This is a genomic window from Pseudonocardia xishanensis (assembly GCF_039541715.1).
Taxonomy (GTDB): domain Bacteria; phylum Actinomycetota; class Actinomycetes; order Mycobacteriales; family Pseudonocardiaceae; genus Pseudonocardia; species Pseudonocardia xishanensis.
Genome location: NZ_BAABGT010000033.1, coordinates 45116 through 70931, shown reverse-complemented (window position 1 = coordinate 70931; position 25816 = coordinate 45116). Strand labels below are relative to the sequence as shown.

Annotated in this window: 24 protein-coding genes and 1 pseudogene; 11 read left to right on the top strand and 14 right to left on the bottom strand. The window is 73.6% G+C overall.

Going from position 1 to position 25816, the window contains the following annotated elements; genetic code table 11:
• Window positions 1–3: 3 nt before the first annotated feature.
• From ABD993_RS15185 to ABD993_RS15170, 4 genes are all read right to left on the bottom strand, one after another.
• Window positions 4–414 (bottom strand): DUF3037 domain-containing protein, encoded by a 411-nt coding sequence (locus tag ABD993_RS15185; RefSeq protein WP_345417879.1) that lies wholly within the window; start codon window positions 412–414, stop codon window positions 4–6.
• The gene (locus tag ABD993_RS15180; protein ID WP_345417817.1) at window positions 414–1244 is read right to left on the bottom strand and encodes a HipA family kinase; all 831 of its coding nucleotides are present in this window, start codon (window positions 1242–1244) and stop codon (window positions 414–416) included. Before ABD993_RS15180 ends, ABD993_RS15185 begins: the two co-directional genes overlap by 1 nt.
• Window positions 1245–1362: 118 nt before the next feature.
• Complete coding sequence (locus tag ABD993_RS15175; protein WP_345417814.1) at window positions 1363–2205, bottom strand: DoxX family protein; 843 nt, start codon at window positions 2203–2205, stop codon at window positions 1363–1365.
• 240 nt (window positions 2206–2445) lie between these two features.
• Window positions 2446–2850 carry a hypothetical protein gene (locus tag ABD993_RS15170; protein WP_345417811.1) on the bottom strand — a complete coding sequence of 135 codons (405 nt, stop codon included), beginning with the start codon at window positions 2848–2850 and terminating at the stop codon, window positions 2446–2448.
• Window positions 2851–2963: 113 nt separating this feature from the next.
• Between ABD993_RS15170 and pgi the strand changes: the two genes are divergently transcribed.
• Both pgi and ABD993_RS15160 read left to right on the top strand, forming a co-directional pair.
• Window positions 2964–4613 (top strand): glucose-6-phosphate isomerase, encoded by a 1650-nt coding sequence (pgi, locus tag ABD993_RS15165; RefSeq protein ID WP_345417809.1) that lies wholly within the window; start codon window positions 2964–2966, stop codon window positions 4611–4613.
• A 104-nt stretch (window positions 4614–4717) separates the two neighbouring features.
• Window positions 4718–5371 carry a phosphatase PAP2 family protein gene (locus tag ABD993_RS15160; protein ID WP_345417808.1) on the top strand — a complete coding sequence of 218 codons (654 nt, stop codon included), beginning with the start codon at window positions 4718–4720 and terminating at the stop codon, window positions 5369–5371.
• 79 nt (window positions 5372–5450) lie between these two features.
• Here ABD993_RS15160 and ABD993_RS15155 read toward each other — a convergent pair whose 3' ends face one another.
• Window positions 5451–6242 carry an Fpg/Nei family DNA glycosylase gene (locus ABD993_RS15155; protein WP_345417805.1) on the bottom strand — a complete coding sequence of 264 codons (792 nt, stop codon included), beginning with the start codon at window positions 6240–6242 and terminating at the stop codon, window positions 5451–5453.
• A gap of 50 nt (window positions 6243–6292) precedes the next feature.
• Here ABD993_RS15155 and ABD993_RS15150 point away from each other — a divergent pair.
• A pseudogene (locus tag ABD993_RS15150) lies at window positions 6293–8022 on the top strand (NHL domain-containing thioredoxin family protein).
• Window positions 8023–8144: 122 nt separating this feature from the next.
• Here the strand turns inward: ABD993_RS15150 and ABD993_RS15140 are convergent.
• Both ABD993_RS15140 and ABD993_RS15135 read right to left on the bottom strand, forming a co-directional pair.
• Window positions 8145–10088, bottom strand: a complete 1944-nt coding sequence (locus tag ABD993_RS15140) for a C40 family peptidase (RefSeq protein WP_345417796.1) — start codon at window positions 10086–10088, stop codon at window positions 8145–8147.
• A 167-nt stretch (window positions 10089–10255) separates the two neighbouring features.
• A complete protein-coding gene (locus tag ABD993_RS15135; protein WP_345417793.1) occupies window positions 10256–11830 on the bottom strand; it encodes an MDR family MFS transporter in 1575 nt (524 codons plus the stop codon).
• Between the two features lie 122 nt (window positions 11831–11952).
• On the opposite strand from ABD993_RS15135, the gene ABD993_RS15130 reads away from it, so the two are divergent.
• Complete coding sequence (locus tag ABD993_RS15130; protein WP_345417790.1) at window positions 11953–12513, top strand: TetR/AcrR family transcriptional regulator; 561 nt, start codon at window positions 11953–11955, stop codon at window positions 12511–12513.
• On the opposite strand, the gene ABD993_RS15125 is transcribed toward ABD993_RS15130, so the two are convergent.
• On the bottom strand, window positions 12510–14213 hold the full coding sequence (locus tag ABD993_RS15125; protein ID WP_345417787.1) for an N-acyl-D-amino-acid deacylase family protein: 1704 nt from the start codon (window positions 14211–14213) through the stop codon (window positions 12510–12512). The genes ABD993_RS15130 and ABD993_RS15125 overlap by 4 nt on opposite strands.
• Window positions 14214–14369: 156 nt before the next feature.
• Between ABD993_RS15125 and ABD993_RS15120 the strand changes: the two genes are divergently transcribed.
• The gene (locus ABD993_RS15120; protein ID WP_345417784.1) at window positions 14370–15371 is read left to right on the top strand and encodes a DNA-3-methyladenine glycosylase family protein; all 1002 of its coding nucleotides are present in this window, start codon (window positions 14370–14372) and stop codon (window positions 15369–15371) included.
• Window positions 15372–15445: 74 nt separating this feature from the next.
• Complete coding sequence (locus ABD993_RS15115) at window positions 15446–16036, top strand: DUF3558 domain-containing protein (RefSeq protein WP_345417781.1); 591 nt, start codon at window positions 15446–15448, stop codon at window positions 16034–16036.
• 17 nt (window positions 16037–16053) lie between these two features.
• On the opposite strand, the gene ABD993_RS15110 is transcribed toward ABD993_RS15115, so the two are convergent.
• The gene (locus ABD993_RS15110; protein WP_345417778.1) at window positions 16054–16926 is read right to left on the bottom strand and encodes an alpha/beta fold hydrolase; all 873 of its coding nucleotides are present in this window, start codon (window positions 16924–16926) and stop codon (window positions 16054–16056) included.
• 73 nt (window positions 16927–16999) lie between these two features.
• On the opposite strand from ABD993_RS15110, the gene ABD993_RS15105 reads away from it, so the two are divergent.
• Window positions 17000–17698 (top strand): O-methyltransferase, encoded by a 699-nt coding sequence (locus ABD993_RS15105; protein ID WP_345417775.1) that lies wholly within the window; start codon window positions 17000–17002, stop codon window positions 17696–17698.
• Entirely contained in the window at window positions 17691–18185 is a 495-nt protein-coding gene (locus ABD993_RS15100) for a GNAT family N-acetyltransferase (RefSeq protein WP_345417772.1), read from the top strand. The genes ABD993_RS15105 and ABD993_RS15100 overlap by 8 nt, the downstream gene beginning before the upstream one ends.
• Before the next feature lie 59 nt (window positions 18186–18244).
• On the opposite strand, the gene ABD993_RS15095 is transcribed toward ABD993_RS15100, so the two are convergent.
• Together ABD993_RS15095 and ctaC are read right to left on the bottom strand one after the other, a co-directional pair.
• Entirely contained in the window at window positions 18245–18643 is a 399-nt protein-coding gene (locus ABD993_RS15095) for a cytochrome c oxidase subunit 4 (RefSeq protein WP_345417770.1), read from the bottom strand.
• Window positions 18644–18654: 11 nt separating this feature from the next.
• Window positions 18655–19530: an aa3-type cytochrome oxidase subunit II gene (gene ctaC / locus ABD993_RS15090; protein WP_345417768.1), complete on the bottom strand. Its 876-nt coding sequence runs from the start codon at window positions 19528–19530 to the stop codon at window positions 18655–18657.
• A 360-nt stretch (window positions 19531–19890) separates the two neighbouring features.
• Between ctaC and asnB the strand changes: the two genes are divergently transcribed.
• Entirely contained in the window at window positions 19891–21861 is a 1971-nt protein-coding gene (asnB, locus tag ABD993_RS15085; RefSeq protein ID WP_345417764.1) for an asparagine synthase (glutamine-hydrolyzing), read from the top strand.
• Between the two features lie 43 nt (window positions 21862–21904).
• Here the strand turns inward: asnB and ABD993_RS15080 are convergent, their stop codons facing one another.
• From ABD993_RS15080 to ABD993_RS15070, 3 genes are all read right to left on the bottom strand, one after another.
• The gene (locus tag ABD993_RS15080) at window positions 21905–22837 is read right to left on the bottom strand and encodes a carbohydrate kinase family protein (protein ID WP_345417876.1); all 933 of its coding nucleotides are present in this window, start codon (window positions 22835–22837) and stop codon (window positions 21905–21907) included.
• Window positions 22838–22947: 110 nt separating this feature from the next.
• Complete coding sequence (locus ABD993_RS15075) at window positions 22948–23322, bottom strand: HesB/IscA family protein (protein ID WP_345417761.1); 375 nt, start codon at window positions 23320–23322, stop codon at window positions 22948–22950.
• 106 nt (window positions 23323–23428) lie between these two features.
• Window positions 23429–24610 carry a glycerate kinase family protein gene (locus ABD993_RS15070; protein ID WP_345417758.1) on the bottom strand — a complete coding sequence of 394 codons (1182 nt, stop codon included), beginning with the start codon at window positions 24608–24610 and terminating at the stop codon, window positions 23429–23431.
• Window positions 24611–24644: 34 nt separating this feature from the next.
• Here ABD993_RS15070 and ABD993_RS15065 point away from each other — a divergent pair, with 34 nt between their 5' ends.
• Together ABD993_RS15065 and ABD993_RS15060 are read left to right on the top strand one after the other, a co-directional pair.
• A complete protein-coding gene (locus tag ABD993_RS15065) occupies window positions 24645–25283 on the top strand; it encodes a DUF3043 domain-containing protein (protein WP_345417755.1) in 639 nt (212 codons plus the stop codon).
• Window positions 25280–25789, top strand: coding sequence for a bifunctional adenosylcobinamide kinase/adenosylcobinamide-phosphate guanylyltransferase (locus ABD993_RS15060; RefSeq protein ID WP_345417752.1), 510 nt, complete (start codon window positions 25280–25282; stop codon window positions 25787–25789). The genes ABD993_RS15065 and ABD993_RS15060 overlap by 4 nt, the downstream gene beginning before the upstream one ends.
• The last annotated feature ends 27 nt before the right edge of the window (window positions 25790–25816 follow it).

The following is a 25816-nucleotide window of genomic DNA, read 5'->3' as shown; positions in this document are numbered from 1 at the left end:
GGATCAGCGGACCAGTCTCTCCAGCAGCCGGTCGGGCTCGCCTGCCGGGTCGGCGGTCAGTCCGGTGTGGACCGGACCGGGGCGCACGACGGTGCTCTTCGGAGCCGTCAGTCTGCGGAAGCGGCGGCCCAGGTCCTCCCCCGCCCCCGGCCCGCTCGCGGCCAGGGCGCCCTCGGTGCGCCGGTCCGCCCGCGCGGTCTCCGGGACCGCGCAGACCGCGACCAGGGTGTCCAGCAGGTCGGCGATCGCGTCCGCGTCCGCGTGCGGGTCCAGCGCGGCGAGCCGGGCGCGGTCGAGGTGCACCCGGCCGCCGAGGAAGTCCGCGGCCCGGCAGTAGACCAGCACCCCGGCGTTCATGGTCTCCCCGCGCTCGACCCGCGGGACGACCTGGAGCAGCGCGTACTCGTAGAGCATCACGGCCCGCCCTTCGGCAGGCGGGCGGCGAGCCAGTCCGGCGCCCGGCCCTCGCGGGTGATCGGCCGCGGACGGCCCGCCGCGACGGCCTCCCGCACCCCGGGCAGCCAGGCCTCGCGGGCGGCGACGCGGGCGGTGAGCGTGGTCGTGTAGCGGCCGCGGGTCTCGTCCGGGTCCCCGTCGAGCCACTCGTCCGGGACCGCCGCGGCGGCCGCTCCCACCGTCTCCGCGGTGACCAGCGGGGCCAGGGCGGCGTCGGCGGCGTCGAGATCGGGGTGCGAGCCGAGCAGGACGTGGTCGGCGGCGTCGAACGGGCGGCGCGCCCAGGCGTCGGCGGAGCTCCAGGCGTGGTGGAAGGTCAGCGTGGCGCCGTGGTCGATGAGGTAGGGCGTGCGGTGCCAGAGCAGCATGTTCGCGTTGCGCCATGACCGGTCGACGTTGCCGACCAGCGCGTCCAGCCACAGCACCCGGCCCGCGAGCTCCGGTCCCGGGTCCACGGCCAGTGGATCGAAGTCCAGCGCGCCGGGCAGGAAGTCGACGCCGAGGTTGAGCCCCGGCGAGCGGCGCAGCAGGTCCTGGACCTCGCGGTCCGGTTCCGCGAGCCCGAGATCGGGATCCACGTCGACGGTCACCAGCTCGGGCACCGCGAAGCCGAGCGCGCGGGCGAGCTCACCGACCACGACCTCGGCGACCAGCACCTTCCGCCCCTGCCCGGCGCCGTGGAACTTCACGACGTAGGTGCCGAGGTCGTCCGCCTCCATCAGGCCCGGCAGCGATCCGCCCTCACGCAGCGGGGTGACGTACCGGGTCGCCGTCACGTGTCGGAGCACCGGGCCATGATCCCGGCCCGGCTCCCCCGTGCGCCGACCGGGTCGCCCCGCGCCCACGACGACCGCCCCCTCCCCGCCGCGGTCGCGGGCGGCGGGAACGGGGCCGCCGTGAGGTGGCTCAGCGGGTGTCGGCGCGCCCCACCGCGGTGATCGCCTGGGTGTCGGTGTGGTGGTCGGCGTAGCTCGGCTGCGGCGCCTCCGCCTCCGGCCGCGGGGCCGGCTCGGTCCACACCGGAGCCTGCTCCTCGTGCGACGCCCGGCTGGACGCGTTCGCGTACGCGCTCGGCACGCGGACGGGGGCCTGCTCGGGGGCGGGGGCGTCGTCCCAGAGGGAGACCGGGGCCTGCTCCTGCGCCCAGCGCGGGGCCGGAGCGGGGCGGTCCTCCCAGGCGGGCTCGGTGTTCCAGCGCGGCTGCGCCGGGGCGTCCCAGCGAGGGGACTGCGCAGGGGCCGCCGGGCGGTAGGCCACCGGCGCCGGGGCGATCGGCACGCCGGCCGGGTCCGAGCTGACGTCCACCGGCGCGGGCGCGGCGGGCGCCCTACGCCGGTCGAAGATGAGGTGGTCGAGGCTGATCCGGCCCGCCCCGTTCGCCGCGATCGCGACGCAGACCGCCGCGATCAACCCGACGAGCTCCCAGCCGTTGTTCTTCACGAACACGCCGTGCGGCGCGTGCACGAAGACCACAGCTCCCAGCATGACGAAGGTCATCAGGCCCGAGGCGTAGGGCACGAACAGGCCCACCGCCAGCAGGATGGACCCGATCAGTTCGACGACGAGCGTGAACGCCGTGGCCGCGATCGCCAACGGGATCCCGAAGTTCTCGAACTGGCCGGACGTGGTGGTGAACCCTTTGACGCCGAAGGTGTCCCAGACGTGGGCCAGCATCACGACCGCGACCGTGAGGCGGGCCGCCAGGACCAGGACGTCGCGCGCGGGTTCGGGGAGCGAACGGTGGAACATGTCGATCTCTCCTGACTACGGGTCGTCGGCAAACCGCGATGAGTGACGACGCTAGACCGGACTGCGGCCGGTGCTAGACCGAACAGCGGTTGATGCGGTGGTCCGTCGTCCGCACGCGATGAACAGCACGTCCGAACCACTCATCTGTGTAACGAAACCCGGGGGGCCTGGTTACGCACCGTTCGTCTCATCCGACTTCCCGCTGGTCGGCTCAGGAGGGCCACCCGACCAGGCGACGGGTCAGGAGGGCAGGATCTCCCGCCACTGCTTCGTGGCCGCCCGGCCGGGCGCGATCCAGGCGAGGCCCGCGAGGTCCCCGACGTGCGAGATCCCCTCGAACGCCGCCGCGACGCCAAGCACCGCGAGCCCGGTCTCGAGCATGCCGGGGTTCGGGCTGGGCATGCCGTTCGGCTTGACGAAGGTGACCTTGAACAGCTTTCCCCCGATCCGGGCCTTGAACCCGCCGCCGAACCAGTACCAGGGGTACGACACGTCGGTGACCTCGCTGAGCGGGGCGGCGAAGTGGGTGGTGTCGCCGTCGGTGAACGCGATCCGGTTCTCGGCGGTGACGAGGTAGCCGGGGCGGTTGTTCATCCCGCCGATGAGCCACGCGGGGCTGGCGAGGACGGGGGCGGTGGTGGTCATGGCGACTCCTTCTGGTGGGTGGGTCCCAGCACACCGGAGCCGCGGCCCGCGCGACACCACACCGCCACCCCTTCCCCGACTCGTGGTAGCCACACCTGCGGCACAATGCCGCGGTGACCAATAGCCGGGACATCACCGCGACCCCCGAGTGGACCGCCCTCACCGAGCACCACGCCGCCGTCGGCGAGCAGCACCTGCGCGCCCTGTTCGACGCGGACCCCGGACGCGCCGCGGCGATGACGGCGGAGGGTGCGGACCTGGTCCTCGACTACTCCAAGCACCGGATCACCGCCGAGACCCTGCCGCTGCTCGTCGCGCTGGCCGAGGCCGCGGGACTGCCGGAGCGCATCACCGCGATGTTCTCCGGCGAGCACATCAACACCTCCGAGGACCGCGCCGTCCTGCACACCGCGCTGCGGCTGCCGCTGGACGCCTCCCTGACGGTCGACGGCCAGGACGTCGTCGCGGACGTCCACGCCGTGCTCGCGAGCATGGGCGAGTTCACCGACAAGGTCCGCTCGGGTGAGTGGACGGGCGCGACGGGCGAGCGGATCCGCACCGTCGTCAACATCGGGATCGGCGGGTCCGACCTGGGCCCGGTCATGGCCTACGAGGCGCTCAAGGACTACTCGGAGCGGGCCGTCGAGTGCCGGTTCGTGTCCAACATCGACCCCACGGACCTCGCCGAGACCGTCCGCGACCTCGACCCGGCCACCACGTTGTTCATCGTCTCCTCCAAGACCTTCACCACGCTGGAGACGCTCACCAACGCGCGCAACGCCCGGACCTGGCTGGTGGACGGGCTCGGTGATGAGAAGGCCGTCGCCAAGCATTTCGTCGCGGTGTCGACGAACGCGGAGAAGGTCTCCGAGTTCGGCATCGACTCGGCCACCATGTTCGGCTTCTGGGACTGGGTGGGCGGGCGGTACTCCGTCGACTCCGCGATCGGGCTCTCGCTCATGGTCGCGATCGGCAAGGAGGGCTTCGGCGAGTTCCTCGCCGGCATGCACGCGATCGACGAGCACTTCCGCACCGCGCCCCTCGCCGAGAACCTGCCGGTGATCTCCGGGCTGCTCAACGTCTGGTACTCGAACTTCTTCGGCGTCGAGACCCACGCGGTGCTGCCCTACTCCCAGTACCTGCACCGGCTGCCCGCGTACCTCCAGCAGCTGACCATGGAGTCCAACGGCAAGTCCGTCCGCGGCGACGGCAGCCCCGTCACGACCGTGACCGGGGAGATCTTCTGGGGCGAGCCCGGCACGAACGGCCAGCACGCCTTCTACCAGCTGCTGCACCAGGGCACCCGGCTCGTGCCCGCGGACTTCATCGGGTTCGCGGTGCCGAACCACGAGCTGCCCGGCGAGGGCGGGGCGGACATGCACGACCTGTTCATGTCCAACCTGTTCGCGCAGACCGCCGCGCTGGCCTTCGGCAAGACCGCCGAGGAGATCGCCGCGGAGGGGACGTCCGCGGACGTGGTGCCGCACAAGGTCATGCCCGGCAACCGCCCCACCTCGACCATCCTCGCCGCGAAGCTCACGCCGTCGGTGCTGGGCCAGCTCATCGCGTTCTATGAACACCAGACGTTCGTGGAGGGCACGATCTGGGGCATCGACAGCTTCGACCAGTGGGGAGTCGAGCTGGGCAAGGTGATGGCCAAGCAGTTCGCGCCCGCGCTCTACGAGCCCTCCCCCGACCTGTCCGCACTGGACCAGTCGACGGCCGCGCTGATCGAGCGCTACCGGGCCCTGCGCGGCCGCTGACCCACCCGCCGCACGAACGGCACTCTTGTGCGGTAGGTCCGCACAAGAGTGCCGTTCGTGCAGTTCGAGGGGCGGGTCCGGCGGGCTTCGGGCAGGCTGGAGGGGTGCGGCGCGCTCTCCTCCTGACCTGCGGCCTCGCGGTCGTGCTCCTGGCGACGGCGGCGGGCCTGATCTGGGCGGCGTTCTCCGGCGTCGGCCCGGCGGACTCCGACTCCGCGGCCCTGCTCACCGCGGTCGACGACCGCACCCCCGCCCTCACGTCCGCGGCCGTGGTGCTCACGACCATCGGCAGCACGGCCGCGATGGCCGTGCTCGCCGGGGTGGTCGGGGTGGTGCTGTGGGTCCGCGGGTACCGGTCGGACGCCGTGTGGCTGGTCCTCACCGCGGCCACCGCCAGCGCGGTGTTCACCCTGGTCAAACGCACCCTCGACCGGCCGCGCCCGCCCGAGTCGGTGCGGTTGGTCCAGGTGGGGAACGAGTCGCTGCCGAGCGGACACGCGACGATGTCCGCCGTCGTCGTCGGGGCGCTGGTGGTGCTGGCCTGGCCGCACCTGCACGGGGTGTGGCGGGTGCTCGTCCCGACCGCCGCCCTGTTGTGGATCACCGGTATCGGCGCCACCCGCATCTATCTGGGTGTCCACTGGTTCTCGGACGTCCTCGCGGGCTGGGCCACCGGCTTCGCCTGGCTCGCGGTGTGCACCGGAGCGCTGCTGTGGTGGCGGTCCCGGACGCAGGCCCTCCAGTCCACGCCGTCCTGATCCACCGCCGGGGAGGCGAGCGGTCGTTCTGCGACCGGTCCGGTCCGCGATCGTGGATCATGCCCTGCCGGGGGTGGGGTCAGGCCTGCTCCCTGCTGCACCACCAGGTGCTGCGGCCGCCGACCGTGCCGTGGCGCATCTCGGCGCCGCAGCGGGGGCAGTGTCCGTCGGGGTGGCGGTGCTCGATGACCTCGCCGGTGTGCATGCCGCCGTGGGCGATCGCGGACTTCAGCGCCTTCTCGAGGTTGCGGTGGAGCCGGTCCAGGTCCTTGCGCTCGAGCTCGTCGGCGGGCGCAGCCGGGTTGATCTTGGCGCGCCAGAGGGTCTCGTCCGCCAGGAGGTTGCCGACGCCTGCGAGCACCGACTGGTCCAGCAGCCGCGCCTTCACCGCGGAGCGGCTCCGCGCGATCCGGGTGCGGAAGTCGGCGGGTGAGAGGTGCTCGGCGTCCGGGCCGAGGCCGTCGAGGCTCGGGTCGAGACGGATCCGGCCGAGCCTGCGCTTGTCGAACAGGCGGAACTCGCCGCCGTCGGCGAAGACCACGGTGAAGCGGTTCCACTCGGGTTTGCGGGGCTGCCGGTCCGGCCGCTCCGGGCCGCCGCCGACCCGCTCGCCCTCCTCGTTCGTGACGACCACCCGGCCGCCCATGCCGAGGTGGACGCCGAGCGTGTGACCGGTGTCGGTCTCGCACCACATCGTCTTGCCGCGGCGGTGCGCGGCGGTCAGCTTCCCCCCGACGAGGGCCTGCGCGATCTCACCGGGCGGGTGGGGGCGGCAGACCCAGTGGTCGTTGTCGTCCACGGCCCTGATCTCGCGGTCGAGGGCCTCCACCAGGACCTTGCGGGCCATCTCGACCTCGGGCAGCTCGGGCACCCGCCCAGTCTGGAACAGTGGCGCCGGTCGCGCGCGTTGATCCGGGCGTGATGCGGGTACGGGCACCTGAGCTGCGCGGACGTCGTTGGCTCAACACCGGCGGGGAGCCGCCGGACCTCCGCGGCAAGATCGTCCTGTTGGACTTCTGGACGTTCTGCTGCGTCAACTGCCTGCACGTGCTGGACGAGCTGCGTCCCCTGGAGGCGGAGTTCGCGGACGTCCTGGTCGTCGTCGGGGTGCACTCGCCGAAGTTCGCGCACGAGGGTGACCCGGCCGCGGTGGAGGCGGCCGTCGAGCGGTACGGGGTGCACCATCCCGTCCTCGACGACCCGGACCTCGCCATGTGGGACGCCTTCGCGGCCCGCGCCTGGCCCACGCTCGCGGTGATCGATCCCGAGGGGTACGTCGTCGCGCAGATGGCGGGCGAAGGCCACGCGCACGGGCTGGCGGTGCTGATCCGGGGGCTGGTCGAGACGTTCGACGGCGGACTGCGGCGGGGGGACTCGCCGTACGTCGCGCCGCCGTCGCCGGAGACGACGTTGCGGTTCCCGGGGAAGGTGATCGCGGTCGACGACGGGTTCCTGGTGTCCGACACCGCGCACCACCAGGTCGTGCTGCTGGACTCCGCGCTCGGCGAGGTCCGGCGGTACGGCAGCGGTCGGCGCGGGTTCGACGCCGAGTCCTTCGACGAGCCCCAGGGTCTCGCGGCGGTGCCCGGCCAGCCGTATGACGTCGTCGTCGCGGACTCGGTCAACCACGCCCTGCGGGGTCTGCGGCTCTCCGACGGGACCATCACGACGATCGCCGGGACCGGCGAGCCCCTGCGCGAGCGGGTCCCCGTCGGCGGGTCGGCGGTGGAGCTGTCGACACCGTGGGACGTGGCGTGGTGGGAGGGTCGGCTGGTCGTCGCGATGGCCGGGGTGCACCAGTTGTGGACGGTGGACCTCGACTCCGGCGAGGCCACGGTGCTGGCCGGGACGACGAACGAGGGGCTGCGGGACGGGCCGGTGACGGACGCGTTCTTCGCCCAGCCGTCGGGGTTGGCGGTGGACGGGGACACGATGTGGGTCGCGGACGCCGAGACCTCGGCGGTGCGGGCGGTGTCGCTCACCGCGGTCCCGCAGGTGTCGACGGCGGTGGGGCTGGGGCTGTTCGACTTCGGCTTCCGGGACGGGCCCGCCGACTCGGCCCTGCTCCAACACCCGCTCGGGGTGGGGGTGCTCCCGGACGGCTCGGTCGCGGTGGCGGACACCTACAACGGCGCGATCCGGCGGATCGCCGCAGGTCAGGTGACCACGCTGGCGGAGGGGCTCGCGGAGCCGAGCGACGTGCTCGTGGACGGGGACACGCTCGTGGTGGTCGAGTCCGCCGCGCACCGGCTGGTGCGCCTGCCGATCCCGACGGGCGCCCGGGTGGACGCGGGGCGCACACCGTCCGCCGCCCGACCACACCGCTGGGCCCGCGGGTCACGCTGCGGATCGACTTCACCCCGCCGACCGGCCAGCACCTCGACACCCGCTTCGGCGACCCGACGGTGCTGACCGTGGCCGCGTCGCCGCCGTCGTTGCTGGTCGGTGGGGCGGGGACGGCGGCGGGCCTGGAGCGAGAGCTGGAGCTGGCCCCGGGGTCGGGGGTGCTGTCGGTGAGCGTCGCCGCGGCGGCCTGCGACCTCGGCGACGCGGTCTTCGCGGCCTGCCATCGGTACCAGCAGGACTGGGGTGTGCCGGTGGAGGTCGGCGAGGGCCCCGCGGAGCTGGTCCTGGACCTGCGCGCGGTCTGAGGTCGGCCGGACGCCCTCGAGACCGCACGTTTCGTGCTGTCAGCGTGGCATGATCGCGAGCTGCGTGCGGCAGGCGCTGTCGCCGCTGCGCTGAGCGCACCTCACCCGCGATCATGTGCGACTCACTCGAGCTCGGCGACGGTCCAGGTGCCGTCCGGGGCGGGCGCGGCGAGCTGCTGCTCCCCCTCCGGCAGGGTGCGGACGTGCTCGGCGAGCTCCGCCGCGGTCAGGCTCTGCGCCTCGACGACGGTGCGCTCCCGCGGGTCGTCGCCGTCGACCGTGAGCGTGATGCCTTCGCCGACCGGGAGCGCGTCGGCCGCGGGGAGGAGCAGGAGCTGGGCCCCGCCCTCGTCGAGCAGGGCTGCGGTGCCGGGGGCCGGTGGCACGGGGACACCGTCGGCGTCGAGGCGGGCGGCGTGGACGGGCACGGGGCCGGTGGGCAGGAGCAGGGTGCCGACCAGCTCGTCGGTCGGAGCAGGCGTCGTAGCGGCCGTGGACAGGTCCCCGGGCGCCGCGGACGTACCGGCCGCGGGCACGTCCCCGAGGATCCGCTCGGCGGGCGCCGGGTCCGCGACGGCCGTTCCCGCCGGAGTGGTCCGCGCCGGCGTCACGCCCGCCGGGTCTGCGCCCGCAGGCACGGTGGCGGCCGGGCTCTCGCCGGCCGGGACCGCCGTCCCCGCGACCGGATCCGCGGGAACGACACCCACCGGGCTCGCGACCCCCGCAGCCGTGGCGGCGTCGGCGGCCTGGTGCTCCCCCGCAGGCAGCACCCAGGCCGTCGGACGCCACCCCGGCCTCGGAGCCTGGGCGCCGGGGTCCGGAACGGTCGGGAGTGCCGCCAGCGCCGCCGCGGCCGTGACTTCCTCCGGGGGCAGGTCGGGGCTCGGCGCGATCCGGCCCTCGGGCGCCGGGGCGCGGGGCGCGTCGAAGGTTCGCGGCCAGACCGTCGAGGGGTGCGGTTCGGGTAGGACCTCCAACATCCCGGTCCGGCGCTCTCCCGTCGCGGCGGGGCGGGTGGCGCCCAGGTAGTCGTCGCCGCGCCAGCGGTAGTACGACACCTGCACGGGCTGGTCGTAGGTCGGCGCGTTCACCATGCGCCCGTCGCCGAGGTAGATCCCGACGTGGTGCACCGCGGAGGTCGTGCCGTAGAAGACCAGGTCACCGGGCTGCAGTGCGGCCTCGGCGGGCACGTGCGGCCCGGCGACGAACTGGGTGTGCGCGGTCCGCGGCAGGCCGATGCCCGCCGCCGAGTAGGCGAAGACCGTCAGACCGGAGCAGTCGAAGCCCTGGTCACCCGCGCCCGGGCCGTCGCCGCCCCACTGGTAGGGCACGCCGACCTGGGAGAGCGCGGCGTCGATCGCCACCTGGGCGCGGCCGTCCGGCAGCTGGTCGGTGAACTCCGCCGGGGCGGGCGCGACGGGCCCTGCGCCTCCGGCGCCGCCGATGTCCTCGGTGGCGGTCGTGCGGATCGCGGGATCGCGCAACGCCGACGGCACCGCCCCCACGGCCGCGACCAGCAGCGCAGCCACCAGGACCCAGACCCACGTCATCCGACGACGCCGCGGCAGCGGCCGGTACCGCACCGGCAGCGGCCGCCGACCCCAGGGATCGGCGGGCGCCTCCTCGACGCCCGGTTCGTGCCGCTCCCCCGTCGCCCGCCCGAGGGCGGCGGTGGCCAGGCGGGCACCGGCGAGCCCGGCGGCGGCCCGCCGAGCCGCCTCGGCACGCATGCCGCCCGCCGGACGTCCGGCGGGCACGACCCCGGCGAGGGGGGCGCCGGACCGGTGGTCGTCGGCGGGGGCCCGCCCGGTGCCCTCGGCCGCCCGCCGCGGCGCCGGGACCTCCACCGGCCACGGGACCGCCGGAGCCGAGGCCTCCCGGCCACCCCGCCGGGGCGCGGGGACCCACGTGGCCCAGCGCGCCCGTCGGGCCGCCCACTCCTCGGACTCCGCGCTCGTCCAGCGGTGGGACGTCCGCTGCTCCGGGAGCTCCACCGGCGCGGCGGGTCCCGCCGCCCGGTGCCGCCCCTTGACGGAGCGTGACCTCGACTGCTCACGCAGCGCCATCGAACATTCCCCCGACCGGTCGTACCGACTCCACTGCGCAGAGCCTGACGGACACGCCTCGCAGTCGTCATCACACAGACGGGCACCATCCGCGCCGGACCGCACGACCGGGTGAACGCGACCGGCCCGCACACCCCGGAAGGTGTGCGGGCCGGGTCGGGAGGGACTCAGACGGCGACGGGCTCCGGAGCGACCTCGCGCGCCGCGTCGGCCGCGCTGCGCAGCGCCACCTGCCGGATCACGAAGGCCGCGACGACCGCCGCCACCGCGACCGCGGCCGCCCAGAAGAAGGCGCTCTGCACGCCGTCGGTCACGGCGGCCCGGAAGGCCGATCGGATGCCGTCGGGCAGCTGGGCGAGCATCGCCGGGGTGAGCTGACCACCCGAGACCTGCGCGCCCGCGGCCGCACCGAGCTGGTCGGTCAGCGAGGACTGCAGGTGCGTGGCGTACAGGGTGCCGAGCAGCGACACACCCAGCGAGCCGCCGATCGTCCGGAACAGGGTCGCCGCGCCGCTGGCCGCGCCCATGTCCCGCATGCCGACCGAGTTCTGCACCACCAGCATCGTGGTCTGCATCAGGAAGCCCATCCCGACGCCGAGCACGATCATGAACAGCGAGCTGGTCAGCTGGGTGGTCGCCAGACCCATGGTGGAGAGCAGGAACAGCCCGCCCGCCATCGCGAACGACCCGACGATCAGCAGCGTCCGGTAGTGCCCGGTCCGGGTGACGATCTGGCCGCCGAGCAGCGACGTGACCAGCATGCCCGCCATCAGCGGCAGGAGCAGCAGCCCGGAGTCCGTGGCCGACGCGCCCTGCACGATCTGCTGGTACTGCGGCAGGAAGGTCACCGCGCCGAACATCGCGAAGCCGGTGAGGAAGGTGAGCACGACGGCCGCGGTGAAGTTGCGCGAGCGGAACAACCCCAGCGGGAGGATCGGCTCGTCCACTCGGCGCTCGGCCCGGACGAAGACGAGCGTCGCCACGACCGCGAGCACGCCCAGCGCCACGATCTGCCACGAGCCCCACGGGTACTCGGTGCCGCCCCAGCTGGTCAGCAGGGTCAGCGAGGAGATGGCGACGGCCAGCAGGCCCGCGCCGCGCCAGTCGATCCGCGCCTCGCGGCGCCGCACCGGGAGCTTCATGGTGAACCAGATGACGACCAGCGCCAGGATCCCGAGCGGGATGTTGATGTAGAAGGCCCAGCGCCAGCTGAAGTTGTCGGTCAGGAACCCGCCGAGCAGCGGCCCTCCGACGAACGCGATCGGCATGACGGCGGCCATCAGCCCCTGGTAGCGGCCCCGGTCCCGCGGCGGGACGAGGTCACCGATGATCGCCATCGCACCGACCATCAGGCCGCCCGCGCCGATGCCCTGCAGCGCGCGGAAGCCGATCAGCTCGCCCATGTTCTGCGCGAGGCCGGAGGTCGCGGAGCCGATCAGGAACAGCACGATCGAGGCCATGAACACGCCCTTGCGGCCCCACAGGTCGCCGAGCTTCGCCCAGATCGGCGTCGCGACGGCGGTCGCGAGCGCATACGCCGTGACCACCCAGGACAGGTGCGCCAGCCCGCCCAGCTCGCCGACGATCGTCGGCATGGCGGTACCGACGATCATGTTGTCCAGCATCGCGAGCAGCATGGCGATCATCAGCCCGCTCATCACCGTGTAGATCTCGCGCGGGGTGCGCGGGGTCTCGTAGGTCGGCTCCGGCTTGCGGTGCCGTCCCGCCACCACCTCGGTCATGTGACCCGTCCTTCGTTCTGCCCCGCACTAGCCGGGCGGCTGGTAAGTTACTTGCCGACAGGCTAGCACGCAGCGCTAGCCGGTCGGCAAGTAAGATGGCTCACCATGAGAGGCTGTCGATCGTGACGGTGGCGGACGAACGGCGAACGGACACGCGCTCCCAGATCCGGGAGGTCGCGCTCGCGCTGTTCGCGGAGCAGGGGTACGACAAGACGTCCCTGCGCGAGATCGCGGAGCGGCTCGGGATCACCAAGGCGGCGGTCTACTACCACTACAAGACCAAGGAGGAGATCCTCTCCAGCCTGTTCGACGAGGTCGGGGCCGGTATCGACGCCATCGTCGAGTGGGTGGGCACCCAGCCTCCCGGTTCCACGACCCGCATCGAGGCGCTGCGGCGCTACCAGGAGCTGTTCACCGGCGAGTCCGCCGGGCAGCTGATCCGGTTCGTCCAGGAGAGCCAGGCGTCGTTCAAGGACCTCGCCGTGGGCGCGGACATGAAGAAGCGCTTCGCCGCCGTCGCGCGGGCGCTCACCCCGGAGTCCGCCTCCGCCGAGGACCACCTGCGGCTGCGGCTGTCACTGATCGCGATCCACCTCGGCGCCTTCCACACCGAGGGGATCGACGGTTCGGCGGCCGAGCGCGCCGCGGCGGCGCTCACGATCGCCCAGGACCTGGTGCGCTAACGCGCTCCGCGCAGCAGGCGACCGGGCAGCGCGTCGGTCTCGACGCCGTCGCGATAGGTCTCCTGACCTGCGACGACGGTGTGCACGTACCCGTCGGCCCGCTGCAGCAGCCGCCGTCTCCCGGCGGGCAGGTCCGCCCGCATCTCCGGGCGACGCAGGCGCAGCGCCGCCATGTCGATCACGGTGAGGTCCGCCCGCAGGCCGGGCTCCAGCACCCCGCGGTCGGTGAGTCCCACGGCGCGGGCGGTGTCGCGCGCCTGCTGCCGGACGATGTACTCCAGCGGGATCCGCTCGCCGTCCCGGTCCCGGACCCAGTGCGCGAGCAGGGTGGTGGGGAAGCTGCCGTCGCAGATCGTGCCCACGTGCGCACCGCCGTCGGACAGCCCGGGAACGGTGTTCGGGTGCACGAGCATCTCACGCACCGCGTCGAGGTTCCCATCGAGGTAGTTGGCGCTGACGACGTAGAGCATCCCGCCGCCCGCCACGATGTCGTAGGCGAGCTCGACGGGATCGCGGCCCCGCGCGGCCGCCCGCCCGGCGATGCTCGTCGAGACCGGCGGCTCGTAGTTCGGCGGGTCCTCCAGCTCGTACATCAGGTCGAACTTGTGGATCAGGTTGCCGCCCAGCCTGCTCCGGTCCTTCTCCCGGGTCTGCGCCTCGAGGATCTCCGCCCGCATGCCCGGCTCCCGCATGCGCGCGGCCTGCTCGGGCGGGGTCAGGTCGGCGAGCCGCGGCCAGACGGGGTTGGTCATGAACGGGTTGAGCGTGTTCTCCAGGCCCAGGATGAGCCCGACGGGCCGGGCGGCGACCTGGGCGCGGATCTCCAGCCCGTCCGCGACGGCCCGGTCGAGCAGCCGCAGCAGGGTCCGGTGGCGCTCGGGATCGAGCGGGAACTGCGTGAGCGAGAACGACAACGGCCGCCCCGCGGCCTGCGCCAGCTCGCGGACCAGCGCGAACTCCCGCTCCGGGTCCGGGAAGTCGCTGACCAGCTGCAGCACCCCCGTGCCGGTCTCCCCCACCGCGCGGCCGATGGCGACGAGCTCGGCGGCACCGAGGCCGTAGGACGGGATGAGCTCGCCGTCGATGCTCTTGTGGTTCAGCGTCCGCGAGGTCGAGAAGCCCAGTGCGCCCGCCCGTACCGCCTCGGCGGCGAGCGTGGCCATCAGCGCGACCTCGGCGGGCGTGGCCTCCTCGTGCGCGGCGGCCCGCTCCCCCATGGCGTGCACGCGCAGCGCGGCGTGCGGGACCGGGACGGCGAGGTCGACGTCGTAGTGCCGGGACTCCAGCACGTCCAGGTACTCCGGGAAGCCCAGCCAGGTCCAGGGCAGGCCCTCGTGCAGGGCGATGCCGGGGATGTCCTCGACGCCCTCCATCAGGTCGATCAGCCGGTCCCGGTGCTCGGGGCGGGCGGGGGCGAACCCGACCCCGCAGTTGCCCGCGACCACCGTGGTGACCCCGTGCCAGGACGACGGCTGCAGGCGGGACTCCCAGGTCGCCTGCCCGTCGTAGTGGGTGTGGATGTCCACGAACCCGGGGGCGACGACGGCGCCGTCGGCGGCGATCTCCCGCCGCCCGGTCCCGGCGACCCGGCCGACCTCGACGATCCGGTCCCCGTTCACGGCGACATCCGCGGTGCGCGGTGGACCGCCGTTCCCGTCCACCACGGAGCCGGCTCGGACCACCAGGTCGTACTCGGCCATGCCCACCCCTCCGTCGCGGTCGGTCCCTCCCTCTCCAGTCGACGCGCCCGCCCGGCGGAAGGCATGCAGCTGCCTCAGCACCGACCGGAGCAACGGGCTGTGGACGACCGCGCCGCGGCGCTCGGAACTGTCGGGGGTGGGCGGCATGGTGTCCGCATGACCACGGAACAGACTTTCACCCTCCGCCCGCTCGGCCCGTTCTCCCTGCTGGAGGCGGGTGCGTTCGGCCGCGCCGCCGAGCCTGCCGGGGACTGGCCCGGTGGCGGCACCCTCGATCCCGCGGACGGAACCCTGCGGCTCGCCTTCTGCCGGGACGACCTGGGCGGGCAGGTCGGCGTCGCGCTCCGCGCGGACGAGGGGGGCGTGCACGGCACCGTCAGCGGGCTGGATCCGGGTGATCCCGTCGATCCGGTGCGTGCGCAGGTGGCCCGCATCCTCTCGCTGGACGGAGACGGGGCGGCGTTCCTCGAGGTGGGCGAGCGCGATCCGCTGATCGGCCGGATCCAGGCGGCCGCTCCCGGGCTGCGGCCGGTGCTGTTCGCCTCGCCGTACGAGGCGGCCGCGTGGAGCGTGATCACCCAGCGGTGGGGCCGCGGCCAGGCCCTCCGTGCCCGCGAGCGGGTGTCCCGGGAGCTCGGCCGGGTGCTCGAGGTGGCGGGTGTCGAGGTTCCGGCGCTCCCCACCCCGGCTCAGCTGCTGGCCGCGGAGCGGATCCCGGGCATGCCGGAGCTCAAGCAGGAGCGGTTGCGGGCGGTGGCCCGGGCGGCGCAGGGGGGCCTGTTGGACGCGACCGCGATCCACGAGGGTGATCCGGCCGAGGTGCGGGCGCGGCTGCGCACGGTGAGCGGCCTCGGCGAGTTCGCGGCGTCGCTGATCCACCTGCGGGCCTCCGGCGTGCAGGACGCGCTGGTCGACGGCGAACCCCGGCTGGCCGCGCTGGTCGGAGCGGGCTACGGCCTGGGCCGCCCGGCGGACGCGGCCGAGCTCGCGCGGATCGCCGAGGCGTGGCGGCCCTTCCGCACCTGGAGCGCCGTGCTGGTCCGGGCCGCGGGTCGGCGGCTCCCGGAGCTCGCGGCGGCACCCGATCCCGCACCCCGGGTCGCCCGCCCCCGCACCCCGGTCCGGCCGCGTCCCGAACCCCTGGCCCTGATCAGCTGAGCGCTCCCGGTGCGGTCCCGGTGTCGGTGACGGGCGGTGGTCGAAGCGTCACAGCCCGCCACTAGGCTGAGCGCATGCGTGTCCGTTCCGACCGGTTGTCCGCTCGCGCCCTGCACGTGCTCCTGCTGGTGGGGATGGTCGCAGGGCTCGCGGCGTGCGCGGGGGCGGAGTCCGCGGGGCGGGGTGACGCTCCGTCGTCGGCGGCGGGAGCACCGACCTCCGCGGCGGGGACCGCAGGCCCGCAGCCGGGCACCGCGGCGCTGCCGCAGGCCTGTGCGCTGGTGTCGAAGTCGGAGCTGGACCGGGTCACGGGCCTCGTGTTCGGCGAGCCCGCGGCCACCGACGGCGCCACCCGGAGTGTGTGCGCGTTCTCGGCCACGGGGGCCGCGCCGGGGCTCACGGTCGGGGTCGAACCCGCCGCCCGGTTCGAGGCGAAGGCGGCGGCCTCGCGCAGCTCGGTCGGTGTGCCGGGGGTCGAGGTGCCGGACCTGGGCGAGCGGGCCCTGTTCTTCTACAGCGACGCCGACTTCCCCCAGGGTCTCGGCGGGGTGTTGCTGCAGGCGGGCGGGGCCACGGTCGACATCAGCCTGCAGGGCTCCGGGGACGAGGCGCGCACCCGCGAGCTGGCGCTCGCCATCGCCCGGCTGGCCCTGACCGGCCTCTGAGCCGAGCGCGCGGGGGGTCAGACCTCGCGCTCGGCGAGGAAGTCCAGGACGGTGCGGGTGAAGACGTCGTTGTCGTCCCCCGCCACCATGTGGCCGGTCGCGGACACGTCGACGTGCTTCGAGCCCGGAATGAGCTCCAGCAGCTCGCGCACCCCGTCCTCGCTCACGATGTCCGACTGCGCGCCGCGCACGAGCAGCGTGGGGACGGTGATCCGACGGGCCGCGGCCGCGGCGCGTTCGTGGTTGCTGGAGCGGCGGGGCTCGTCGGTGATCCGGAGGAAGGCGGGGTCCCAGTGCCAGTACCAGCGGCCGTTCTCGCGCAGCCGCACGTTCTTGCGCAGCCCCTCCGGGTTCGGCGGGCGCTTGCGGTGCGGGTTGTAGGCGTGCACCGCGGCGGCGACCTCGTCCAGGGACGCGAAGCCGTCCGGGTTCGCCCCCATGAAGTCCAGGATCCGCTGCACCCCGGCGGGCTCCACCTTGGGCACGATGTCGACCAGCACCAGCGCGCGGGCGAGACCGCCGTGCTCGCCCTGCGACACCAGCGCGGTCATCCCGCCCATGGACGCGCCGACCAGCAGCGCGGGCTCGCCGAGCTGGTCGACCACGGCGACCAGGTCGGCGTTCAGGGCGTCCGTGCCGTAGTCACCGTCCGGTGCCCACTCGCTGTCGCCGTGGCCGCGGGCGTCGAGCGCGGTCGCCTCCCAGCCCGCCGCCGCGAGCGCCTGGGCGGTACGGAACCAGGAGTGCCGGGTCTGGCCGCCGCCGTGCAGCAGCAGCGCGGCGCCCCGGCGCTCGCCCTGCGCGGGCCAGCGGTCGCCCGCGAGCTTCCCCGCCGTCCCGTCGAGGACGATGTGCTCGGCGGTGGCCACGGAATCGTTCGCGTCGGACATGTTTCGCAGCGTAGGCCGGCCGCGAGCGCGCAACCCACTGGAGATCGGCCCGGCGCGGGGCCAGTGTGGAGCCATGAGCGAGCGCACGTGGACCCGCGTGGACGAGTACCTGCAGGAGTCGCTGCTGCCGGCGGACCCGGCGCTGGCCGCAGCACTGGACCGCAACCACGAGGCGGGGCTGCCCGCGATCGACGTCTCCCCCACGCAGGGCCGCTTCCTGCACCTGCCGGCCCGGATCGCCGGGGCCCGCCGCATCCTGGAGCTCGGCACCCTGGGCGGCTACTCGACCATCGAGCCGGCGCGTGCCCTTCCCGTCGACGGCACCCTCGTGACCTGCGAGTACGACCCGCGGCACGCCGAGGTCGCCCGGGCGAACCTGGACGCGGCGGGCGTCGGCGAGCGCGTCGACATCCGGGTCGGGCCGGCCCTGGAGACGCTGCCGACCCTCGACGGCCCCTTCGACCTCGTGTTGATCGACGCGGACAAGCAGAACAACGCCGCCTACGTCGAGCACGCGATCCGGCTGGGTCGGCCGGGCACGGTGATCGGCGTCGACAACGTGGTCCGGGGTGGGCGGGTCGCCCCCGAGGTGGAGCCTGCGGAACCGAACGCCGACACCGGCGGGGACGACCGGGTCGAGGGCTCCCGGCGGATGTTCGCCGCCCTGCGCGGGGACGTGCGGCTGGACGCGACGGCACTGCAGACCGTCGGGGCGAAGGGGTACGACGGTGTCGTGCTCGCCGTCGTCCGCGGGGAGCAGGGCCGTGGCTGAGCTGCACGTCCGCCCGGCCACCGCGCAGGACTGGCCCGCGATCTGGCCGATCTGGCACCGGATCGTCACCGCCGGGGAGACCTACGTCTGGGACCCTGCCACCCCGGAGGAGACCGCGCGCGGTCTGTGGATGCCGCCCGCGCCCGCGGTGACCCTGGTCGCGCAGGTGGACGGCGTGATCGTCGGCACAGCGCTGCTGAAGCCGGCGCAGCCCGGCCTCGGGGACCACGTGGCGAACGCCGGGTTCATGGTCGATCCCGACCGTGCGAGGGGCGGGATCGGCCGCGGCCTCGCCGAGGCCACGCTGGCCGAGGGACGCCGCCGCGGCTACCGGGCCATGCAGTTCAACGCCGTCGTGGCCGCCAACACCCGGGCGATCGCCCTCTGGCGCTCCCTGGGCTTCGCGATCGTGGGCACGGTGCCCGGGGCCTTCCGCCACCCCACCGAGGGCGAGGTCGCGCTGCACGTCATGCACCGCACCCTCTGAGCGCCCCCTGACACGCCACGTGGGCGCCCCCGAGGTCGGGAACGCCCACGTGGACGACGTCAGTGCGTGGCGGGGCGGATGTGGTACTCGAACACCAGGCCGCCGATCGCGACCAGCAGCAGCACCCCGGCGATGATCATCAACCAGACGAAGAAGAACGCCAGGCCGATCGCCAGCAGCGCGGCGGACCCGGCCACCGCGATGGGCCAGTACGACCCGGGCGAGAAGAAGCCGACCTCGCCCGCGCCGTCGGACACCTCGGCGTCCGGGTTGTCCTCGGGACGCTCCTCCAGCCGCCGCGAGACGAACCGGAAGTAGGTGCCGATGATCAGCGCCAGGCCGCCGGTGAGGAACAGCGCGGCGATGCCGACGGCCTCGTGGGTGAGGATCGTGTAGACGATCCCGGCGACGAAGAAGAACGCCGTGAGCAGCTCGAAGAGACGGGACTCGACCTTCATCGGTTACTCCCTCAGTTCCCGGAGGCCTGCGGCAGCGGCGCGTACTGCTGGCCGCGGCCGGTGAACGGCGAGGTCGTGATCGCGTTCGGGGCACACCACTGGCCGCAGTTCAGCGAGGCCAGGGCCTCCTGCGCGCTGTAGGGGACGCCCGTCTGCGGGTTGTTCTGCGTGCGGAGGTCCATGTACCGCGCGTAGAGCTGCGGGTTCAGCGCTCTGACCTCGAAGTTCATCGACGCGTGATAGGTGCCGCAGAGCTCGGCGCAGCGCCCGACGAAGGCGCCCTCCTGCTCGATGCGGTCGATCACGAAGACGTTGTCCGTGTCGTTCTTCTCCGGCATCGGGAACACGTCCCGCTTGAAGAGGAACTCCGGCACGTAGAAGGAGTGGATCACGTCGTTCGACGCGATGGTGAACTCGATCGACGTGTTCGTGGGGAGCACGAGCAGCGGGATGGTCTGCGCGGTGCCGATGGTCTCGACCGCCTTGCCGTCCGGCGTCTTCTCGTCCGGGTAGCTGAACGCCCAGTTCCACTGGAACCCGGTGACGTTCACCCTCATGTCCGCGGGCACGTCCTTGTCGACGTACTGCTGCACGGCCACGGTGAACCCGAAGAGCACGGCCACGATGACCGTGGGGATCACGGTGAAGACGATCTCGACGGGCAGGTTGTACTGGGTCTGCCGCGGGACCGACTCGTCGTCGCCCCTCCTCTTGCGGTGGAAGATCACCGCCCAGAACATCGCGCCCCAGGTGATCACACCCACGACCAGCGCGGCGATCGCCGCCCAGGTCCACAGGTGGCGCATCTGGGTGGCCTCGGGCGTGATGCCCACCGGCCATCCGAAGCGGATGGCCTCCTCGACTGAGCAGCCTGCCAGGAGCGGCATGGCCAGGACTCCGAGTACGGCGAGCTTCGCCGCCCGGACCCACCCGGTGCGGCGGGAACGTCCCCGTACGCCGTGCGCAAGGTCGGCTACGCGAGCTCCGCCTCCGGTGCGCTCCGATCGGCCCACTGCCCGCCGCCTTCCCCTCGTCCGCGTGGTGGTGTCACCACGCCGCTGAAACACGTTCCTGAGCTGCGCGAACACAGCTCCGGGCCGATCACCCGCACCGTCGGGACGACGCGGACCTTCGACCACGCGTAGAGCCTAGCCGAGGAGAACGCCCGGTCGCGCCCCCGGGGTGCGCGTGATCCGACCGTGACCCGTCCGGGGGTCGCCGGTTCGGGCTCGGCATACTGGCTCGCTGTGTGCGGACTGCTGGGACTGCTGACCTCCGGGGCCGATGCTCCCGCTCGGACCGAGGCGATTGCCGCTGCCCTGCGGTGCCAACGCCATCGAGGGCCGGACGAGAGCGGAACCTGGCACGACGACGACGTCGTGCTCGGCTTCAACCGCCTGTCGATCATCGACGTGGCGGGTTCCCACCAACCTCTGCACTGGGATCCGTCCGGGGGGCACACGGGGGGCGGAGACCCCCGTGAGTGGCGGTACACCATCGCGTTCAACGGGGAGGTCTACAACTACCTCGAGCTGCGGGCGGAGCTCGCCGAGCTGGGCGCGGAGTTCGCGACCGAGGGCGACACCGAGGCCGTCGTCGCGGCCTACCACCACTGGGGCCCCGAGGCCGTGTCGCGACTGCGCGGGATGTTCGCCTTCGCGATCTGGGACAGCGAGCAGCGGACGCTGTTCGTCGCGCGGGACCCGTTCGGCATCAAGCCGCTGTTCCTGTCCACCGGGCCGACCGGCGTCGCGTTCGCCAGCGAGAAGAAGAGCCTGCTGGAGCTGGCCCCGCAGCTGGGCATCGACAGCTCGGACGAGCTGGACCCCGCCGCCCTGCAGCACTACCTGATCCTGCAGTACGTCCCCGAGCCGGAGACGCTGCACCGCGCGATCGGTCGCGTCGAGTCCGGGACGTACGTCACGGTGCGTCCGGGCGAGACGCCGGTCGCCACCCGGTACTTCCACCCGCAGTTCATCTCCCTGCCCAGCCACGCCCCGGCGAGCCCGCAGGCCGAGGCGATCGTCCACGCCGAGATCACCGAGGTGATCCGGGACTCGGTGGCCAAGCACATGCGCGCGGACGTCACCGTCGGCGCGTTCCTCTCCGGCGGCATCGACTCCACGGCGATCGCGGCGCTGGCCAAGGAGCACAACCCGGACCTGATCACCTTCACCACCGGGTTCGAGCGCGAGGGCTACTCCGAGGTGGACGTGGCGGCCGAGTCCGCCGCGGCGATCGGCGTCAAGCACGTCGTCCGCACGGTCAAGCCGGACGAGATGATGGAGGCCCTGCCGCTCATCACCTGGTACCTGGACGACCCGGTGGCCGACCCCGCGCTGGTGCCGCTGTGGTTCATCGCCCGCGAGGCCCGCCAGCACGTCAAGGTCGTGCTGTCCGGCGAGGGCGCGGACGAGCTGTTCGGCGGCTACACGATCTACCGCGAGCCGCTGTCGCTGGCGCCGTTCGAGAAGGTGCCGGGCGCGCTGCGGCCGCTGCTGGGCCGGGCGTCGCGGCGGCTGCCGGAGGGCATGCGCGGCAAGGACCTGCTGCGCCGCGGCTCGTTGGACCTCGAGGAGCGCTACTACGGCAACGCGCGGATCTTCCGGGACGACCAGCTGCACTCGATCCTGCGCCAGTACGACCCGCGGGTCTCGCACACCGACGTCACGGCCGCCCACTACGCCGAGTCGGAGAAGTGGGACCCGGTCGCGCGGATGCAGCACGTCGACCTGTTCACCTGGCTGCGCGGGGACATCCTGGTCAAGGCCGACAAGATGACCATGGCGAACTCGCTGGAGCTGCGGGTGCCGTTCCTGGACCCGGAGGTGTTCCGGGTCGCCTCGGCGCTGCCGCTGTCGCAGAAGATCACCGGTGGGTCCAACGGGACCACCAAGTACGCCCTGCGCGGCGCGCTCGCCTCGATCGTCCCGGCGCACGTGCTCAACCGGCGCAAGCTGGGCTTCCCGGTACCGATCCGGCACTGGCTGCGGGACGAGATGTACTCCTGGGCGCGGGACATCATCCGGGACTCCGGCGCGGGCCACCTCGTGGACCTGCCCGCCGTCCAGGCGATGCTGGACGCCCACCGCGAGGGCCCCGTCGACCACAGCCGCCGCATCTGGACGCTGCTGGTCTTCCTGATCTGGTACGGCGTGTTCGTCGAGCGCCGGATCCGGGTGGACGTCCCCGAGCCGACCTATCCCGTCCAGATCTGACGTCCTGGGCGGGCGGCTCGCGAGCCGCCCGCTCGGCACCCGTCTAACCGAGCGCGGCGGCGATCTCCCGCGCGGCCTCGGGGCCGTACGCGCCCTCCAGGCGCAGCAGCGCGGCGGCGCGGTCCCAGCGCCACTCCTGCGGCCCGTCGGTCTCCAGGACGTACACCGCGACGAGCGAGCCGAGCTGGGCCGCGCGCTCCAGCGACAGCCCCTGCGCCGTGCCTGCCAGGAACCCGGCCCGGAACGCGTCCCCGACGCCCGTCGGGTCCACCTTGGCGGTCTCCGGCACCACCCCGACCTCCAGCGCGACCCCGTCCCGCCCGACGATCTGCACGCCCTTCTCGCCGAGCGTGGTGATCCGGATCTCGACCTCGGCGGCCACGTCGTCGGCGGTCCAGCCGGTCTTCTGGAGCAGCAGCTCCCACTCGTAGTCGTTCGTGAGCAGGTACTTCGCGCCGGAGACGAGCCGCTTGATCTCGGGGCCGTCCATCCGGGCCAGCTGCTGCGACGGGTCCGCCGCGAACGGGATGCCGCGCTGGCGGCACTCGTCGGTGTGGCGCAGCATCCCCTCCGGGTCGTTGGCGCCGATGAGCACGAGGTCCAGGCCGCCGGTGCGGTCGGCCACGGGCTGCAGCTCGATCAGCCGGGCCCGGGACATGGCGCCTGCGTAGAACGAGGCGATCTGGCGCATGTCGTCGTCCGTCGTGCAGACGAACCGCGCGGTGTGGACGTCGTCGAAGACGTGCACGCCCGAGGTGTCGACGCCGTGGCGCTCCAGCCAGGAGCGGTAGTCGGCGAAGTCCGCGCCCACCGCCCCGACCAGGACCGGGGCCTGCCCCAGCACACCGAGGGCGTAGGCGATGTTGCCCGCCACTCCCCCGCGCTTGATGGTCAGCTCGTCGACCAGGAACGAGAGCGAGATCCGGTCGAGCTGGTCCGCCACGAGCTGGTCGGCGAACCTCCCCGGGAAGTGCATGAGGTGGTCGGTCGCGATGGATCCGGTGACGGCGATACGCACGTCGGGTCACCTTACGTCAGACAGCACGAAAGCCCCCGTTCAGCTGAACGGGGGCTTTCGTGGAGGACTCAGTTGAACGAGTCGCCGCAGGCGCAGGAGCCGCCCGCATTGGGGTTGTCGATCGTGAAACCCTGCTTCTCGATGGTGTCGACGAAGTCGATCACCGCACCCTGCAGGTACGGCGCGCTCATCCGGTCGACGCCCACCTTGAGGCCGTTGTACTCGCGGAACAGGTCTCCGTCGAGCGAACGGTCGTCGAAGAAGAGCTGGTAGCGCAGCCCCGCGCACCCACCGGGCTGCACGGCGATGCGCAGGTGCATGTCGTCGCGGCCCTCCTGCTCCAGCAGGGAGCGGGCCTTGAGCGCGGCGGTGTCGGTCAGCTCGACGCCGTGGGTCTCCTCGGTCGTCGCAGGGCCGGCCTCGACGGTGTTCTCGACGGTCATGAACTCCTCCAACAGCGCACGTGGCGGAACTGTTCCCGGACGTCCGGAAATCGTGCCCGAGACCAGTGTAGGCCCTCTCGACGGGGGCTCCGCCTCGTGAGCCGAGTCACCCGCCCCACCTGCGGGCGACGTGTTCGGCGAGCGCCGCGAGGGTCCCGGCCGGATCGGCCATCGACGCCTCGACGCCCCCGGCGTGCTCGGACACCGAGTACGCGGCGTCGACCCCCGCCGCGGCCGCCTCGCGCCGCCCGACGGCCACCTGACCGGCCAGGACGACGCACGGCACCCCGCGCTCGGCCGCCGCCGACGCCACCGCGGTGATCAGCTTCCCGCGCAGCGACTGCCAGTCGAAGCTGCCCTCGCCGGTGACCGCGACGCCGCCCTCGGCCGCCGCGGCGTCGAGCGCGGCGTCCAACCCGAGCAGGCTGCGGACCAGGCCCGCACCGGACTCGAGCCGGGCACCCAGCGCCACCAGGGCGCCGCCGAGCCCGCCCGCGGCGCCGGCGGCGGGTTCGTCGCGGACGTCCCGGCCGGTCGCGACGGCCAGCACGTCCGCCCAGTGCGACAGCGCGGCGTCCAACGCGGCGACGGTCTGCGGGTCCGCCCCCTTCTGCGGCCCGAACACCGCCGCGGCCCCGTGCGGCCCGAGCAGCGGGTTGTCGACGTCCGACGCCGCCACCAACCGCAACCCCACCCGACCCCCCGAGCGAGCCACCCCGGCCCGCGAGTCCGACCCCACGGCCCGCGATGCGGACTCGTCGTCGAGCCGGGCCGCCCTCGCCAGTGCCAGACCTCCCGGCGCGAGCGGCCTGCCCTCGGCGTCGACCGGACCCATTCCGAGCGCGGCGAGCATCCCCGCGCCCCCGTCCGTGGTCGCGGAGCCCCCGAGCCCGACCACGGCCTCCGTGCAGCCCGCCTCCCGGGCGAGCCGCAGCAGTTCGCCGACGCCGTGCGTCGTGACCGAGCCCGCCGTCTCCGGCGTGCGCTGTGCCCGGGGTACGTGGTGCAGCCCGCACGCCGCCGCCGACTCGATGTAGGCGGTCTCCCCCACCTGCAGCCACGGCGCCGTCACGGGCTCCCCGAAGGGCCCCGTGACCTGCGGTTCGTGCAGGGTGCCACCCAACCCGGCGTGGAGGACGTCGACGAACCCGGTGCCGCCGTCCGCCAGCGGGAGCAGGCTCACCTCCGCCGCGGGGACGGCACGACGCCAGCCCTCCGCGATCGCCTCGGCCGCGGCCGTGGCACTGAGGGTTCCGCCGAAGGAGTCCGGAGCGACGACCACACGCACACCGCGCACGCTATCGCCCGTACCCTGTGTACTCGTGAGGTTCCTGCGCCGTGGCGACGAGAAGACACCGTCCGAGACCGAGACGGCCGAGACCGCCGTCGCGCAGAAGCCCAAGGATCCCCGGTGGACCGAGGGCAAGGGACGGCCGACCCCCAAGCGGCGGGAGGCCCAGGGGGTGCGCCGGGGCCCCGCGCCGCCGCCGCCCCGCACCCAGCGCGAGGCGTCGAAGCGGGCCCGGGAGAACCGCCCCACCAAGGAGGCCCGGCGCGAGCAGGCCGCCGAGCGGCGCAGGCGGATGGACGCCGGCGACGAGCGGGTGCTGCTCCCGCGTGACCGCGGGCCGGTGAAGGCGTACGTCAGGGACGTCGTGGACTCGCGGCCGCACATCATGGGCCTGTTCATGCCGCTCGCCGTGATCGTGCTGATCTCGGTGCTGCTCCCGATCCCGTCGGTGCAGCAGTACCTGAGCCTGTTCTCGCTGGTGGCGCTGGCGATCATGGTGGCCGAGGGCGTCACGCTCGGGCTCCGGATCACCAAGCAGGCGCGGGCGAAGTTCCCGGAGGAGCGGATCAGCGGTCTCGGCACCGGCTGGTACGCGTTCACCCGGGCCTCGCAGATCCGCAGGCTGCGGGTGCCGAAGCCCCGGGTGGAGCGGGGCACGCAGGTCTCGTGAGGCGGCTGGTCCTCGGCGGGACCCGCTCCGGCAAGTCCGGGTACGCCGAGGCCCTGCTCCCCGCGGACGCGCCCGTCCGGTACGCGGCCACCGCCCGTCGGTACCCGGACGACGCGGAGTGGGAGGCCCGCATCGCCCGGCACGTGGCCCGCAGACCGCCGACCTGGACCACGATCGAGGCCCCCGACCTCGTCGCGGAGCTCGCCCGGCCCGGACCGCTGCTCGTCGACGACATGGCGACCTGGCTGACCGGGGTGTTGGACGACGCCGACGCCTGGGACGACCCCGCGGCCTCGGTCGAGGCGCCGGTCGCGGAGCTGGTGGCGGCGGTGTCGCGGGCGGAGGCCTGCGTGCTGGTGTCCGCCGAGGTGGGTCTGGGCGTGATTCCGGAGACCCGCGCGGGCAGGCGCTTCCGCGACGAGCTGGGTGCGCTGAACGCGGCCCTCGCGGCGGTCTGCGACGAGGTCGTGCTGCTGGTCGCGGGACTGCCGCTGCGGCTGAAGTGACCGGGCGCCGACGGGTGTGCCCGCACA

Excerpts from the sequence above, each read along its gene's own strand:
- ABD993_RS15185 (WP_345417879.1), bottom strand. The coding sequence starts at position 414 with ATGCTCTACGAGTACGCGCTGCTCCAGGTCGTCCCGCGGGTCGAGCGC.
- ABD993_RS15175 (WP_345417814.1), bottom strand. The coding sequence starts at position 2,205 with ATGTTCCACCGTTCGCTCCCCGAACCCGCGCGCGACGTCCTGGTCCTG.
- ABD993_RS15170 (WP_345417811.1), bottom strand. The coding sequence starts at position 2,850 with ATGACCACCACCGCCCCCGTCCTCGCCAGCCCCGCGTGGCTCATCGGC.
- ABD993_RS15140 (WP_345417796.1), bottom strand. The coding sequence starts at position 10,088 with ATGGCGCTGCGTGAGCAGTCGAGGTCACGCTCCGTCAAGGGGCGGCAC.
- ABD993_RS15135 (WP_345417793.1), bottom strand. The coding sequence starts at position 11,830 with ATGACCGAGGTGGTGGCGGGACGGCACCGCAAGCCGGAGCCGACCTAC.
- ABD993_RS15125 (WP_345417787.1), bottom strand. The coding sequence starts at position 14,213 with ATGGCCGAGTACGACCTGGTGGTCCGAGCCGGCTCCGTGGTGGACGGG.
- ABD993_RS15120 (WP_345417784.1), top strand. The coding sequence starts at position 14,370 with ATGACCACGGAACAGACTTTCACCCTCCGCCCGCTCGGCCCGTTCTCC.
- ABD993_RS15115 (WP_345417781.1), top strand. The coding sequence starts at position 15,446 with ATGCGTGTCCGTTCCGACCGGTTGTCCGCTCGCGCCCTGCACGTGCTC.
- ABD993_RS15110 (WP_345417778.1), bottom strand. The coding sequence starts at position 16,926 with ATGTCCGACGCGAACGATTCCGTGGCCACCGCCGAGCACATCGTCCTC.
- ABD993_RS15105 (WP_345417775.1), top strand. The coding sequence starts at position 17,000 with ATGAGCGAGCGCACGTGGACCCGCGTGGACGAGTACCTGCAGGAGTCG.
- ABD993_RS15095 (WP_345417770.1), bottom strand. The coding sequence starts at position 18,643 with ATGAAGGTCGAGTCCCGTCTCTTCGAGCTGCTCACGGCGTTCTTCTTC.
- ctaC (WP_345417768.1), bottom strand. The coding sequence starts at position 19,530 with ATGCCGCTCCTGGCAGGCTGCTCAGTCGAGGAGGCCATCCGCTTCGGA.
- ABD993_RS15080 (WP_345417876.1), bottom strand. The coding sequence starts at position 22,837 with ATGCACTTCCCGGGGAGGTTCGCCGACCAGCTCGTGGCGGACCAGCTC.
- ABD993_RS15075 (WP_345417761.1), bottom strand. The coding sequence starts at position 23,322 with ATGACCGTCGAGAACACCGTCGAGGCCGGCCCTGCGACGACCGAGGAG.